This window comes from Methylomonas sp. ZR1 (assembly GCF_013141865.1).
Lineage (GTDB): Bacteria > Pseudomonadota > Gammaproteobacteria > Methylococcales > Methylomonadaceae > Methylomonas.
The window spans coordinates 172,939-188,732 of the sequence record NZ_RCST01000001.1 but is presented as its reverse complement, the minus strand read 5'-3'; the positions used below and the strand labels follow the sequence as shown (position 1 = coordinate 188,732).

General features: G+C 50.8%; 7 protein-coding genes. 1 reads left to right on the top strand and 6 read right to left on the bottom strand.

Annotated elements, in window-relative coordinates:
• The first annotated feature begins 2 nt into the window (after window positions 1–2).
• Entirely contained in the window at window positions 3–2,780 is a 2,778-nt protein-coding gene (gene traN / locus DDY07_RS00855) for a conjugal transfer mating pair stabilization protein TraN (RefSeq protein ID WP_171694438.1), read from the top strand.
• Window positions 2,781–3,054: 274 nt separating this feature from the next.
• Here traN and DDY07_RS00850 read toward each other — a convergent pair whose 3' ends face one another.
• The 6 genes from DDY07_RS00850 to recC all read right to left on the bottom strand — a co-directional run bounded on the left by DDY07_RS00850 (window position 3,055) and on the right by recC (window position 15,690).
• Entirely contained in the window at window positions 3,055–3,258 is a 204-nt protein-coding gene (locus tag DDY07_RS00850) for a KTSC domain-containing protein (RefSeq protein ID WP_253734590.1), read from the bottom strand.
• A 23-nt stretch (window positions 3,259–3,281) separates the two neighbouring features.
• Complete coding sequence (locus DDY07_RS00845) at window positions 3,282–5,057, bottom strand: ATP-binding protein (RefSeq protein ID WP_171694436.1); 1,776 nt, start codon at window positions 5,055–5,057, stop codon at window positions 3,282–3,284.
• Window positions 5,054–6,340, bottom strand: a complete 1,287-nt coding sequence (locus tag DDY07_RS00840) for an SIR2 family protein (RefSeq protein ID WP_171694435.1) — start codon at window positions 6,338–6,340, stop codon at window positions 5,054–5,056. The genes DDY07_RS00845 and DDY07_RS00840 overlap by 4 nt, the downstream gene beginning before the upstream one ends.
• 82 nt (window positions 6,341–6,422) lie before the next feature.
• Window positions 6,423–8,423 carry an exodeoxyribonuclease V subunit alpha gene (gene recD / locus DDY07_RS00835; protein ID WP_171694434.1) on the bottom strand — a complete coding sequence of 667 codons (2,001 nt, stop codon included), beginning with the start codon at window positions 8,421–8,423 and terminating at the stop codon, window positions 6,423–6,425.
• Window positions 8,420–12,133, bottom strand: a complete 3,714-nt coding sequence (recB, locus tag DDY07_RS00830; protein ID WP_171694433.1) for an exodeoxyribonuclease V subunit beta — start codon at window positions 12,131–12,133, stop codon at window positions 8,420–8,422. Before recB ends, recD begins: the two co-directional genes overlap by 4 nt.
• Entirely contained in the window at window positions 12,130–15,690 is a 3,561-nt protein-coding gene (gene recC / locus DDY07_RS00825; protein ID WP_171694432.1) for an exodeoxyribonuclease V subunit gamma, read from the bottom strand. Before recC ends, recB begins: the two co-directional genes overlap by 4 nt.
• Window positions 15,691–15,794: the final 104 nt, after the last annotated feature.

Below are 15,794 nucleotides of genomic sequence, written 5' to 3'. Positions count from 1 at the left end.
CGATGAAACAATTCTTTGATCCCCAAGCATTCGCCACACAAAGCCTGTCTGCGGTGCTGTGCGTAACCCTGGCCTGGACACCGTATGGTGTTTCCTGGGCGGATGCGATTCAGGCGGCTGGGCGCGATGGCCAGCAACTGGGCCAGCAAGTCCTCGACGGCTTTGCCTTTCCGCTCGATACTGGCAATGGTTCGCTGAACTTGAATCCGGGAACGGATCAAGAAAGCGCCATTTCAATCGGCACACTGTTTCCGGATACGAATAGCACATCCACCACGACAAGTGATTTCGCCAATCTCTACGGCAACAACCCCGGAACGATCGCAGCCGGGTTGGACGCACAGACTGTATTGAACGGCGAAACCAGCTTTACCGGTGAAGCCTATCGAACCCTGATCGACAACGCCCACCAATCGCACCCGGACTTACACGCCGATCCGATATGGGAAAACGGCGACCAAGTGTTTGCCGATTTCACCCCATGGGCACAGTCATTCACAGACTGCACGACCACCACGACCCAAACCGACACTCTGCAATCAGTGCGAGTGCCTGATTATCAGCTGTGTCTGCGGCAACCGACGGTGCCGCAAAGCTGCACCGCCACCCACCAAGTCCATGTCGAGCCCTTGATTCGCTTCGTCAGTGGTGATGGTGGGTTTTCCAGTTGCGGGCCGGGCTGCATGGATTTGTATGTCGGCCGGGTGGGTGATGATTATTGGGAATCGGATTGCGGCTTGTTTACCTGGCAGGTCAAATACGAGGTTTTGCATCCGGAAGCCATCACCAGCGCCACGCTTGAGTACGTTAAATACGATGACCACACTCGGGTCTATTACGATAATCAGTTGATCTATACCGGGGCCAGTGGCTGGTTCGGGGATTGCGAGCTTTACACCAGTTGGAACGAATATCCCAACACCAATGTGCTGTATGCCTTCAATAGCAGTGGTATCAAGGTGTTCAAAGAAGAAACCCGCGTATCTGGACGCGGCGAAGGTTATTCGCGGATTCGGCTGCGCTATGACCTGTCAAAACTGATCACCCAGGACGAATGGAGTTGGAGCGGACCGAATTGCCAGAATCTAGCCAATGCGATTACCGATGGTATTTGCCAGGCTGGCAGCCAATTGAGTTGCACGAACGATCCGGCCAATGCGTCGGGTTGTTACGTCGATCCCACTTCGCAAGTCATGGTCTGCGGTTCCGACTTGGCACAGGCCCCGGTGGTCAGTTCGACCGGGATTCGCAATACTTGCATGAATATTCAAGCCTCAGGAAACTGCGATCTGAATCAGTACGGCCAATGCTGGACCGATACCGCCGGTACCCACTGTTTAGAACCGCCGGCGAACGGCATACCCAACAAAACCTGCGTGTCGTTGGAAACCCAAGGCTGTTCATTTATCAAAAGCCAATGTACCAGTGTGTTAGCCTCCGGCACCTGCTGGGACAGTGTCGATACCTACGACTGCGGGCAAACAGTGGCTATTCCCGGTATTCAAAGCAATACCCAACAACAATGCGCCGGACCGATACGTTGCATGGGCGAACAGTGCATGACCGTGAATCGCACTCAGAGCCAGGATTTCAGCAAGGCGGTAGCCTTACTCAATAGCGCCCAGCAAATGGCGATGGATCTACATTGCGATTACGCCAACGCCGATTTGCAGCAAAAGGATCCGACTACCTGCCAGGTATTTCAGGGTAAACCGGCCAGTTGCAAAATGGTCGGTGGCGCGCTCAGTCTGGTCGATTGCTGCGAAACGCCCTCGGGTGCCATGGGGCTGGGACGTTACATTGATTTACTGATCGCCACCAGTCAGATGGACAGCGCGGTGATGGCTATGGACAGTACCTCGGCGATTCGGGGCGCCTGGGAAACCATGCGCACCCCGTTCACCTTAGCCGGCGATGCCTGGAACAGTTTTCAGGCGGATTTTGCCTCGACGGTAAATGACCTGGTCGGCACCGACATGCTCAGTACCAGCGATATTGCCTCGCAAGGGTTACTCGACTCGCTGAAAGGCGAATTGATGAAGTCGGTGGCGGAATGGATCGGCCAGACCTTTGGCGAAGCGGCCGGCAATGCCTTGTTCAGCGCTGGCGGCCAGGCTGCCTTTGACTCGGCGGGCAATCTAACCCCGGCCGCGCAATCGGGTGGTGTGCAATTAGGCGGCGGCGCGGCAGTGGCCGGACAATTACTGAGTACCTTGATGGCCGCTTATACGGCCGTGATGATCATCATCATGATTATCCAAATGGTCTATTCCTGCGAGGAACCGGAGTACGAACTGGCCGCGAAGAAACAACTGAAGGTCTGTAAGGATCTGGGTAGCTATTGCGAAAGCAAGGTATTGGGCGTTTGCATGGTCCGTAAGGAAAGTTACTGCTGCTACAACTCGCCGCTCGCGCGCATCCTCAACGAACAAATCAAACCGCAGCTGAGCATGGACTTTGGTACGCCGGAAAGTCCGAGTTGCACCGGTATCAGAGTTGCGGATCTGGACAGGGTCGATTGGACTCAGGTCAATCTGGACGAATGGTTGGCGATTCTGGCGCAAACCGGGCATCTGCCTAGCGCCGCCAATGCCGCGTCCATGCTCAATCTGGATCAACTCACCGGTACCGGCAGCCGCCTGAATCCGCAGAAATACGGCGCAGCCTCCAGCGGCAGGCAGGATACCTTAACCCGCAGCCAAGGCCGGATGACCGATCTGGATGTCCCCAGGGTCAAACGGCAGTCGGAACTGGAGGGCTGGGGAATGGGGCCGCAATAATTGCGGCCAGAGACTTACTGAGCGGCGTCTTTTAAGCCTTTACAAGCTACCTTTATAGTCGTCTAATCAGTGGACTGCACAGTGTAAAATCAGATTCTGTCTAAATGATTGTTTTTATTATAAAGTATGACAGTAGATCTCAAAAAATTAACATAATCATTCTTATGCGAAGTCACAAATATTAGTGCAATAGCGTCATGTCCTGTTTTAGCAACGTTGAAATGTCCTATCAGGAGTCACTTAACCACGCGTTAATTTACCCGGGGGTCGGTAGCTAAATTCGCTCGTAAGGATAGACGTTTTTATAGTTCCTATTGAGATAGGAACCAACGGATGAAGCAGTTCTCAGATTTTCAAACTCGTATTCGGTTACGCCTTTATATACATATACTGAACCATCAAGGAACTGAACATATACCCCCTGATTCTCTGCATCGTAACCTACAGCAGATATGTTTGATGAGCTAACTTGGTGCATTTCTGGCATTGGCATAGTTTCTCCTAATTGAATGTTTGGTTTCTCCAGTTACGGACACTAGTATTGTATTCTTCTACCTCTGGTCGGGTGTTTGTCCAAAGTTTCGATGGAATTGGATCAGAACTTTTTACCGCATTATCAGCTTGGAAAAATTTGATGCGTGAAGGGATGCGAACGGCCTCACCACTTATAATGGCTTCTCCCGTTCTCAAACTTGAAAGCACATCTGCCATTTCGCGTAACTCGTCCTGCATTGCTGATGAAACATGCCCCTTATCACGTGTATTCGTCATTCTCAGAGCGATAATTGAGCCACATTGGCTTAAAACAGTTTCGTCTAACTCTGATGGTCGTTGTGTGACGAGCAGCATACCAACTCCATACTTTCTCCCCTCCTTTGCAATCACTTGAACAGTCCGTGAAGAGATGGAGTCCTCGCCAGACTTTAGGTAGGCATGAGCCTCATCCAAAACAACGAGCAACGGTTGCTTTTTCCCCCCGACGAGAGTGTTTTGTCCCCAATAAAGCGCGTCGTAGGTGATCTTTAAAATGCAGCCTGCAATTGTCTGCATAATATTTGATGGAATTGTAGATAAATCCAAAATTGAAATTGGAGTGCCGTGGCTGAACCAAGTTGAAAACAATTGTGGTAAGTCATTAGCCGTCATCCCATTGATGTCTGGAGAATAGCCACTCGGCCTGAATAAAAAATTATAGCGTTGATCCAAAAGACGAGAACGCATGCCGTCTAGGAATCCAAGGATGCCTTTTGCTTTGGTGTTTAGAAATGGAGCACTAGTTCCTAAACCGGCTGGTGGATACTGATTTGATCTCAGTGTCTCTGCGTCTCCTTGAACTATTAGGTCTTCTGGTGTTATTCGGTCAGCCTTAAGGGTTGTTCGTTCAAAATTATCCAATTCGAACCAAAGTTGGTTAATAGAAAATGGAATTGGGCTATCCGCAGTAATTGCTTCTTCCCGCAAGTCGCCAATGGCCGTAGCCGAGACTCGCTTAAGCTCCAGAACCTTACTGCGAATATAATCTTCATTCTGATCGGAGAGTTTCCCCGGAAATATTGCCATTAGCTCCTTAAACGGAAGTGCCCAGAAAGGAACGCACAACTCCCCTTCACCAAGTTTGGCATTCGCCTCCACTCTAAAAACACGGCACTTTCCAGACAATGAGCTTGCATACTCACCATGGGGATCGATCATAAGAATTCTATTGCTCGGAAGCGGTTTTTCAGCAATTGCTTTAACGACAATGCTTACAGCGTTTGATTTGCCGCTACCTGTTGAGCCAATAATCGCACAGTGTCTGGTTATAAGCTTGTCCATGTCCAGTTGCGCGGAGAGACCTTCAGATGCACTTTGATTGCCAATAACTATCGACGACTGGGCATCGTATCCCCCATATACAATACGAAGGTCTTCATTTGTTACGAGGTGTACTTGGTCACCAGAAGTTGGTGATTGCAAAACTCCTCTCTCAAAGGAAGCGCCAATCTGCTCGCCGACTAGTATCATTCGTAACCATCGATGTCCGTCAACGATTGATGGATTTTCTTTGTACGCGATTAGCAGAGGCTCTGGCATTGCCAGCATGCCAGCCTGTGTAATGAGGCCATATAGGTTAGCGTATCCGAGGGGAATTTTGAGGAATGAGCCAATTTGCCCAATTCTATAAACAGTACCATCCACTATCGGCATGTTAGATGGATAGCTACTCGCCATTTTGATCGTCACTGAATTACCACTGACGCTCTCGACCTCTCCAATATGTGTAGGGTTATGTTTCATGCTGATTTTGCAGAATCAAAAACGGTTTCAGTTGTCGATAATCCATAGAGGAATTTAGTAAGCTGGCAAAAATCTGGGAGAAGAAATCTACCGGCCCCCGTCCATTTTTCATTTCCTTTATGTTCACCTGTTTCTTCGGATGGCATGGCTGCGTCTTCATCAAAGTATTGATCGATTCGAATTGATTCATCGGATTTTGGCTCACTCCTTAATTGCCATTTACCGAACTTACCGCCGATTACCGCATGTCTTAACCCATAAACTGACATTTTCCCACTAGTTCCATGTGTTGCCATGGAGCGAACTTTATCGGTTGCATCAGTAAGCCCAAAAACTGTTTTATCGTCACTATCCTTATATTGGTCGTAATATAGTGCGATAACGTGGGAGTTCGCTCCGCGCCTCAGTGAGGTCGCTATCCGTTCATTAATATGATTGTCTCCGAAAGAGTAGCCACAAGTAATTAGAACCGCATCGTCTTGTTGTAAAAACGTACAAAGGCGATCAATAAGACCAACATAAGGTTGCTTTTTTGATGTGTTGTATTTTAGGTGAGATGGATAAATCAAAATTGATTCCGCAGTCGCTGAGTTATTTCGGATTACCGCTTTATCGCTCTCACGGTATGTCCAGCCTAGAGAACCGTGCATCTTCCACAGCTTCACCAAATGTGGATATGCCTCGACATCTTCAACGGCCTCAGGGCAGAAAAACGGCTCATAACTTCCCGAAAATCCGTCGAAATAAGGTATTCCAGAACCTTCCAGAGCTATTTCAAAAAGATAGTCATAGTTGGTGGTAAAAATTTCTGCGGGGAAGCTCCTTCTCGCTTTTGAAACCCAGCTCGAAAGTTTTGAATGTGCCAGATTACTTCTATCTTCTGGCTTTAAAGTTTTATGAATTGACACAAGGTTTACTACATGACCTTTGACGCAAGTGGCGAGGTCTGCAAAACCTGAAGAATTGAGCCCATTTAGCGTTCCACATCCAATGACCGCTCTTTTGGCTTCAATGCTAGAAAGGAGCGATTCAATGTTGAAAAGCTCGTCGCCGATTTCTGCACGTATCTCATTAACCGCAGTGGCATATATTTCAGAACACTTTTCAACTTCAGAGACTATCTTAATAGTCATTTCAGAGACGGCTGGCACGCGGGTTGATGGGATGCCAGTTGCAAAAGATGAACCCGCTCCGAAGAGAAAACCGATGCGCTTTTTGTCGGAAATTAATATTTGATGGATACCGCGAATATATTCGCGTGGGTCGTGTGTGTGCAAATTCATAGTGTTTTTTCCGAACCAGTTGGTTGAGTTTTGGGGCTCGCTCGATAACCCGCAGACGACAAGGGCTTGCGTCAATCATCCACTATATGCAAGATGCCAAAATAGCTTGATTAAACACATCCCCACTACTTTCCAGCAAAGTGAAGTTTTCTTTCGCTCGGGTGATGCCCGTGTAGATCAGTTCACGGGTGATAACAGGACTTCTGTTTTCAGGCAGTACCAAGGCAACGTGACTAAACTCTGAGCCCTGGGATTTATGGACCGTGATGGCAAAAGCCGTTTCCACATCCGGTAGCCGCATCGGTGATATCCAGCGTATCTTGATGTCAGCCAAGGGATCGTCGTTTGGAAATGCCACCCTCAGTTTTCCGTTGCTGTCTTTAAGTGTAATGCCGATATCGCCGTTCATCAGGCCCAAATTGTAATCATTCCGAGTCACCATGACAGGACGGCCTTCATACCAAAGGCTGGGTTTTTGTTGTGGAAACAACCAGTCTTCTATCCGCTGATTAATCTCTTCAATCCCCCAGACACCACGGCGCAGAGCGCAGAGCACCTGAAAGGTATCGAAGGCTATCAGTACTTGTTTAGCCCAGTCATCGTATTGGGTGCTATCGGCAGGACGATTTTCCTCGATCACAGCCAGATAATAGCCATAGCCTTGACGATCATTTGGTTTGCCGTCCTCCTTGACGCCGGCATTGAGAGTCACCAGCTTTTTTAACAAGCGGTTTGCCGCATCCTGATTAGGCTGTTCTCTCAGCTTTAAATAGTCTGCACGCGGCTCAGGGATTAAATCCGCATAAGTGCTGAGATTATTCAAGACGGTTTGGGCTTGCTCGGCATTTCCCGCGTTCACCGCTTTGGCCAATTGGCCGATACCACTGAGTTCATTAAACCGATGGCTGTAGCGAAGCATGATGGTTTGTTGGTTGATCGCCGACCCCGTGTTGGCGGGCTCAACTAACAGCTCACCCGCATACTGGCTAATCCATGCCCGTGTTGATTCGTCGTAGGCGCTGTTTTCGGCGCCAAGGCATAAATCCCCCATCACTGAACCGGCTTCGACAGATGCCAATTGATCCTTGTCGCCCAGCAAAATCAATTGGGCGGTATCCGGCAGCGCATCGAGCAACGAGGCCATCATTTCCAGATCTATCATCGAGCCCTCATCGACAACCACAATATCCGCGACGATGGGATTATCTCGATGATGAACAAATCGCCGAGAGTCGTGCCGGCTTCCCAGTAAGCGATGCAACGTGCTGGCTTTCTTGGGGATGTCTTGTTTGATGTCCTCACTGACGTTCAGATGATCCAGCGCCTTGCCAATGGATTCACTGACCCTAGCGGCCGCTTTGCCGGTGGGTGCGGCTAATAAAATATTCAGCTTTTTCGTGTGGTTTGATTCGTATTGAGTTAGGTTAATCAATAGTGCTAAAAGCTTCGTCAACGTCGTGGTTTTACCGGTACCCGGTCCACCGGTAATTATGGTAAACCGCGAACGCAAAGCCAACACACAGGCGATTTTTTGCCAATCTGGGATCTTTGAGTTTTCAGCTGTTTCAGGGATAGCAGGAAACAAGGCTGTTAATTGATCGCGCAACGCGACGGGCAAATGCTCTCGGATTGGCAGCAAGCGTTGTTGAATACTCGTATTCAGGGTTTGTTGATAGTGCCAGTAACGCCGTAAATATAAACGCCCCCCTTCCAAAACCAAAGGTGTGCTGCCCTGCCCCAACGCAACCAGCTTCGATTGTTTCAGCGCCGATAGCCAATGTTCCAAATTAAATGCTTGCAGCGCCGATAACTCGCGGTTTGCCAATTCATGCTCGACTTTCCAGGCATCATCGGTCGGAATGGCCAGCGTTAAGCCAGGCTGTTGACAGAGTTTTTCTAAATCCAGATACACTTCACCTCGATCCAGCTGGTGACTGACCAGAGCCCCGGCCCACAGGACGGCATCGCTCGCATCCTGATCCTGATCGAGCAGAAAACGCACGAACGCTCTGTTCAAGTGGCTTAACCAGCCCCGCGCTATCCAGAGTTCCATGTGTTCCAGTACGGATAATCCTTGTGTCATAGCGCTTCTCCCTTGAGCATCGCTGCTGAAAACAGCGCATCCAGGCCTTCGATCAATTCACGCGGCGGTTTAGTCAACAGCCGGCCACCGCTTGGGCTTTGCGATCCACGCAGAAACAAGTAAAGCCCGCCGCCAATATGTTTTTCGTAATCGTACTGTGTACCCAAACGCACCTTCAGCAAACGATGCAACGCCAATAAATAGAGTGAATATTGCAAATCATAGCGTTTTGACAACATCGCCTGTTCCAGTGCCTGTAGCGTATAACTCGCATCATCATTGCCCAGGCTATTAAACTTGTAATCCACCACGTAATATTGCTGCTTATACACAAACACCAAATCCATAAAGCCTTTTAATAAGCCGTTGACGAATCTCGGCAGCAAACTCGGCCGGGGTCGTCCGGCAAAGGTATGTCGGGTCACCAGCTGGTCTAAGGCATGAACATTTACGGAGTCTGCCCCCAGCAGAAACTCCATTTCAGCTTGATAGGCGTCGGCACCCAGTTGAGCCAAACTCAGATTTTCACCTTCCAACAAGGGCATGCTTAACCAGACCGATAATGCCGAGGCAATAATCTCTTGTTTGTGAGCCCATTCAGTGGCCGAAAAGCCCTTTTGGATTAACTGTAGACCGAGCGCCGGATTGGCCTGCACAGCCGAAAAACCTAATTGTGCGCACTGCTCCAGCAGGTCATGAATCAACACCCCAGGCCCTGAGCCTCGGGCTAAACCGTGGATGCCGGCCAGTGGCCTTAGCGTCGGCGCGACATTCAGGTCCGCTTCATCATTTTGTTTATCGTCCCGAGCGGTTTCCAGCTCCTGCGGCAGAGGCGGTTGCTCCTCCTGAATCAACGGGGTCTCTTCAATTTGCAAGGCGCTGTAGCTCGCCACCCACCAATTATTGGCAATTCTGGCGGCGGCGATTCGCGTGGATTCCAGCTGGTCCGTTTGCTGCGGGGCCAGGTAAGGCTTATCGTTGATGGTTGGTAAGCCGGTCAACAGGATGGACTCGCAACTGCCTTTCAGGTGCGTCAGTTGTGAACCCAACGCGCCGACGGACAGTCCGGCTTGCCAGTTCAACAGAGAACCCATGGCGGATTTTTCCAGCTGGCATTCCTTGGTATTGCCGAATTTAATCGGCGCAACTCCTAACCAGCAGGCATGCTGCGCTCGGGTCATGGCGACATACAGTAAGCGCAAGTCTTCCTGCAGGCGTTCTTCATCGCTTAACGCCCTAATGTCATCCGCCTTCGTCAAATCGATGTTGAGGGTTTGCTGTTCATCGTGATAGCGATAGTGGGTATTGAAACGGCTGTTGATTTCCCGAAAGCTGCATATAAAAGGCAGAAACACCAAGGGATACTCAAGGCCCTTGGATTTATGGATGGTGACGATTTTGATCAGATTGGCATCGCTTTCCAGACGGATAATACCTTCGTCGCCGGATTGACTACTCTCGGCTTCGATAGCCTCCGCCAGATAACGGATTAAAGCCTGCTCGCCTTCGAGCTGGCCGCTGGCTTGTTGCAGAAGCTCCGCCAGATGCAATAGATTAGTGATGCAGCGTTCGCCTTCACTGTCCGCGGTGAGCCGCGCATGCAAGCCATAATCGCTCATCAGTTGCCGCAAGGTCGGCAAAATACCATCCTGTTGCCAGCGCGCCTGATACCCCAGGAAACGTTCCAATTGCTCTTCCCAGCCGGGCTCATCTATCGCCAGTTGCTGCAGCGCTTGATAAGACCAACCAAAGGTGGCGGTACTTAACGCGGTGCGCACCTTGCGTTCATTACGCGGTTCGGCGAGCGCTTTCAGCCACAGCAAGAGGTCTGTAGCCTCACGGCTGGCAAAGATCGAGTCGCGCTCGGACAGATAGACGCTACGCAATTGGCGTCTGGCCAGTGCGTTTCGCATCACTTTGGCTTCGGCGCCGCTTCTGACTAAAATCGCAATATCCGAGGGCTGTAAGGACTTTAACTTTTTTGACGATTTAAAACCGGTACGGCCTTGCGTCGCCAAATTCAGCAAGCCCACAATCTCGCTGGCCGTCACTTCGGCCATGGTTTGCCGATATTCCGGCAGTCCCACGGGCTTTAGCTGGCCATCGGCGTCGGTGATATCCCAATGCCAGAGCGTTAAGGCCGGCGCCGCCAGATCGTTGATGACCCAGTCATCTTCACGGCCCTGGGCGGCCACCGCAATGAACGGCAAGGGATTATCATTCTCGCGTTTGAACCGAAAGGCCCCGTTGGGCTGCTGATCGGCATATAGAAAGACCTGGTTCACCGCGTCCACCAGATGTTGGGTAGAGCGGTAGTTAGTGCCTAGCGTGTAATGCTTCCCGGCCGTATCCTGATGTGCCCTGAGATAGGTATAAATATCGGCGCCCCGGAACGAGTAGATCGCTTGTTTGGGGTCGCCGATCATCAAACAACCCAATTCTGCATCACCCTCTGCCGGATACAGAGTGGAAAAGATACGGTATTGCACCGGGTCGGTATCCTGAAACTCATCGATTAAGGCGATGGGGTATTGCTGCCGAATCACGCTTGCCAAGCGCTGACCGTTGTTGCCTTGCAGGGCTTGATCAAGGCGGGTCAGCATGTCATCGAACGTCATCCGCGCCACACGTTGCTTTTCACTGTCGTAACGGTTGCGAATCCAGTGGATGGCGTGTTTGATCAATTCCATTTTTAAATTTGGTAGTGCAGCGAGCTCTCCTGGCAATTGGCTAATCGCCTCAAAGCCAGGATGCACGGGCGGCGTTTGTCCTGCATTGGCGAGATTTTCCATGCCGGCCGGCGTTAAACTTTTAAAGCCCGTTCCTAGATCAAGCGTCTCCTGATTTGGATCTGAACTCCAGGTGACGAGTTTATCGATCCAGTTTTGAATGTAATTGGATTTATAATTTTTGGGAGGTAATACTTTATTTTTTGTTGCTGTTTCCAAGAGGGATTTAATTTCATTCGCCCATTGCCCCCAAGGCTGCTTGAGTGAGTGCAAAACCCCTTGTTTAGCGGTATTGACTGCCGTCATCAAGGTTTTGATGTCTTGATCTGGCGTCAGGCAATTCGCAATGGGATCGGCGTTATTTAACAGCGAACGAATTTCCTTCAGCAAGTTATCCGGTTGCTGGAAAAGACTATAGAGCGCCAGAAAATCCGCGTCATCGTGCGCGATGTCGTAATAGAACGTGCGCCAATAATCCCTGACGACTTCATTTAATAGCTCGGTATCATCGGTATTGACCTCTTGATGAAATAGACTGCCACTATCGAACGCATGTTGTTGCAACATGCGATTACACCAGCTGTGGATGGTGTAGACGGCCGCTTCGTCCATCCAGTTGGCGGCCAGTTCCAGACGCCGGGCACAGGCTGACCAGAGAGCCGGATCATAATCCGCGCGGATGGCTTCCAGAAAGGCATCGCTTTTCACCGGTTGCTCACGGAAAAAACGCGCGACCTGGCTAAGACGTTCTCGAATCCGTTCGCGCAACTCTTTAGTCGAAGCTTCGGTAAACGTGACCACCAGAATTTCCGGTGGCAATAACTCACGCCTTGGAAGCGAGTCGTCGGGTTGATGCCCCAGTATCAAGCGCACGTAAAGTGCCGCAATGGTATAAGTCTTACCCGTCCCGGCGCTGGCCTCAATCAAGCGGGTCCCGGACAAGGGAAACGTCACCGGATTTAACGCAATAGCCGTACTCATTCTGACGCTCCCTGTGCGATTTCGGTTTGCTGGATTTGATTAAAGGCCGGTTGATACAGCGTTTCCACCCAATATTGAAAAGCCTTGTCTTGATCGGTGTTTTGACCCGACTTTTGAGCGGTTTCCTGAGGGCTTTGGTTTAAACTGGCAAAATCCGGAAAGAATCGTGTCAGATAGGCATCATAATCTACCTCCCCTGGCGTCCAATCGTCCCCTTGGTATCGGCTGATGGCTTTTTCCAGGGCTTTATCCTGATCACTGTTGGCAGCGGCGGCCAGCCAGGCAAAAGCGGTTTTGCAGGCCACCGGCAACGGGGCTTGCATGCCTTGGTGATACGCTTCGACCAGGGATTGCAGGTGCGCATAAGCTTCGGCTTGATCAATGGCGGGGATTTCAATCACCGTATCGGCGGCAATCACCAGCGTCTGTACCGGTAAATGATCGGCACACGCCGCCAGATGTTGCACCCAATGTAATAACAAATTGGGGTATTTGAGGGTCTTGTCTTTATTGATCAATCGCTGAGCGGTCAAATAAATCAAGCCATCCCCCTGCTGATCGCTGCTACGCCGTAACTGGCTCAAATCACCCGTCAACTGTACCGTCACCCCATCGGCCAGGGTAAAGGGCGGCAAATGGGTGGCATGAGCTTCGAGTTCGCTGGACCAGACGGGCAGTATTGCTTGGTACTGCTGCCAAGCCAATTTGACCGGTTCGCTGATGGCGTCATAGGTGGCCTGAGCAAACCCGCCTAAAGGCAGCAAGCCCTGCTGGGCCATGGCGGATTGTTGCTGGGTAAAAAACGCCGCGGTGTCATCGAGATCGGCGCCGTTCGCCTGTTCGCTGTTTAAGCGTTGCAGCAAGGCTTCACTCAATACATAGGCTTGCAACGCGTCAAAGCCAAAGGGTTCATGATCTTCGCTGGTGACCGTTTCCTCATCGAAGCCAAACTTCAGGGTATGATTGCAGAAGGCTTTGACCGGGGCTTTCAAAAAACGAGCAAGCGACTCCAGGGTAAGCGTAAACCCTTTTTCTTCCGGATTGGGTACGGATCGCTCGGATAAATGGCTATCCGTTGCCGGCTCATACCATTCCCGCGCATAGGTAAACAGCCTTGGATCTCGATTTTGCAAGACATAGGCCAGGCTAAACGGTTGCAATGGATGTTCGACGGTCAAGGACGCCAGTAAGGAAACCTCATCCGCAAGCCGCCATCCCTGAGCTAACACTTCGCGTAATTGACTGATCAACACGGAAGGCGGTCGCTCACTGTTATCGCGTATGCTGCGTCCCACCCAGCTGATATACAGCTGCTGCCTTGCCGACAATATGGCCTCCAGAAACAGGTACTGATCGTCCTGCCGGCGCGAACGGTCGCCGGGACGATATTGGCCTCGGTGACTCATCAGATCAAAGCTGGGCGCTTGTTGATTGCGCGGATAGTCGCCATCATTCATGCCCAACAGGCAAATCAGCCGGAACGGAATGGCGCGCATCGGCATCAAGGTACAGAAGTTGACGCGGCCACTGAGGAAGCGTTGATGCAAGGACGGTTCATCCACGCTGGAGAGCCAGGCCTCACGCACCACATTAATCGGCATCGTATCCGTTTCCATTAAGCCCGCTTGCTCGCAGGACTGGCCCCACTTAGCTAAGGAACTGGTCAGGATTTCCAGGGTTTTTCGTTCCTGGTCGTTGCTGACGCTAAAAAGGTCCTCCAGCAGCGCTAACAAGGTCCGTTGCCAATCTTTGATATTTTGTTCACGCTTGAGTAACAAGGCGTATTTCTCAAGCGACTCCAGCAGAAAGGATAAGTCGCCCACCCATTGCGCCTCAAGCCCGCCAATTTCCGCATAAGGCTCGATCTGTGCAAAGGCCTCGCCGGTACCCACCGCATAACCCAATAACATTCGGCGTAAACCAAACTGCCAGGTATTGGCCTCCAGATGGGACGGCATACTCACCGCTTGGGTGCGTTGTTCGGCATTCAAGCCCCAACGAATGCCGGCTTCTTCTATCCATTGATGTAATTTGGGAATTGCCGCTTCATCGATAGCAAAACGGGCTCGCAGTGCCGGCACTTCCAGCAAGCCCAGAAATTCGCTGACGGCAAAACGCGATTCGGGTAAATTCAGTAAGGCCTCGACGGCCACCAGCATGGGGTTTTGACCGCGTTGCTGTTGGTCGGCCAAACTGTAGGGAATATAGCGCGGATCATCCGCTTGAATCTGGCCAAACACCGCGCGGATATGCGGCGCATATTGATTGATGTCCGGCACCATCACAATCACATCGCGCGGGTAAAGCGGTTCCCGGTGTTGTTTGGCAGCGGCAAAACGGGCGAGCAACTGATCGTACAGAATTTCGACTTCACGCTGCGGGCTGTGGGCGATATGAAAGGCGATGGAATCATCCGCTGCGGGTAGGAGCATGGGCTCTTCCGGCAAAGGCTCCAGATCGAGAATGGATTGCTGGAGATGTTGCAATAAGCTGCGTTGACCGAGTTCCCCATAGTCTTTGAATAGATCGATTTTGTTCTGCGGCCAATGCCAGTGTTTATAGTGCTGGGTTTCATCAAAATGGTCCAGCAATCGAATGTAATCACGCCCCTGTTTACCCCAGGCGGCCAATAATGGCGGCGCATGCAGATGCAGTTCTTCGACGGTCAATGAAGACGTCATCCCCGCTTTATAGGACTGACGCCGCCGCTCGGCTTTGAGGAGTTCTTTGTCTTCGATTATGTCGGCCCAATAATGCTGGCAAGGGTTATGGACAAACAACACAATCTGACAAAACTTACCCAGCTTGGCCAACACTTCTAGCGATTGTTGCGGCAGGGACGATAACCCAAACAAAATAATCCGCCGAGGAATCCCCGCAGGACGCTGTTCCAGCGTGTCGATATGCGTCATAAACTGCGCATGTACTGAAGCGCGACTGGCGAACAGCATGGATTCCTCGCCCAAATCCTTAAGCACCGCCCGCCATAAAAGGGCTTGCCAGTGCTGTTGTTCGGGTAGAGGCTTGATCTCACCGTGGGCGTTGCGCAACACATCATTCCCTTCGGCCCAATCCGACATCCAGTCCGAACGGTACACCTGATATTGGTCGAACAGATCCGCAAGTTGTTCGGCTAGTTGATAGCGTTTACGGCTGTTGCTGTCATCCGCCAAAAAGCTGGCCAGGGTTTCAAAACCAGATTGAGTAATCAGCTTGGGCAACAAACGATACAAACGCCAAATCAGTGGGGCTTTGGCCAGGAGTTGCTCTTTGGGAATTTGCTCGCCCAATACCGCACGATAGGCACTCCATATGAACAACGAGGGCAATTGCACTTTAGTCGCGGCGACAATGCCTAATAAGGCGTTTTGAGCCAAATTTTGTTTTAACCACTGCCCCATGCCATTGCTCTGCACCAGGAAAATCTCGTTCTCCAAGGGGGCTAGCGGGTGTTGGCGTAGCCAATATTCCACGACATCCAGGAGTTCTTCCAGTTGATTGGAATGAATCACGGCAATACCGCTATCCAGTGGGCTGATGTGATTTGATTCGGTCATGTCGGTTGCTTTATGGTTTTAGAGTGTCCAACTTGGAATGGGACCATTGATTCTAATCATCGCTCAGCTATTAATAGGAGGCATATAAATCTGAGGCGGCAGTT

What these genes read in the sequence shown, in the direction of transcription:
- traN (WP_171694438.1), top strand. Translation starts at nt 3, where the DNA reads ATGAAACAATTCTTTGATCCCCAAGCATTCGCCACACAAAGCCTGTCT.
- DDY07_RS00850 (WP_253734590.1), bottom strand. Translation starts at nt 3,258, where the DNA reads ATGCACCAAGTTAGCTCATCAAACATATCTGCTGTAGGTTACGATGCA.
- DDY07_RS00845 (WP_171694436.1), bottom strand. Translation starts at nt 5,057, where the DNA reads ATGAAACATAACCCTACACATATTGGAGAGGTCGAGAGCGTCAGTGGT.
- DDY07_RS00840 (WP_171694435.1), bottom strand. Translation starts at nt 6,340, where the DNA reads ATGAATTTGCACACACACGACCCACGCGAATATATTCGCGGTATCCAT.
- recD (WP_171694434.1), bottom strand. Translation starts at nt 8,423, where the DNA reads ATGACACAAGGATTATCCGTACTGGAACACATGGAACTCTGGATAGCG.
- recB (WP_171694433.1), bottom strand. Translation starts at nt 12,133, where the DNA reads ATGAGTACGGCTATTGCGTTAAATCCGGTGACGTTTCCCTTGTCCGGG.
- recC (WP_171694432.1), bottom strand. Translation starts at nt 15,690, where the DNA reads ATGACCGAATCAAATCACATCAGCCCACTGGATAGCGGTATTGCCGTG.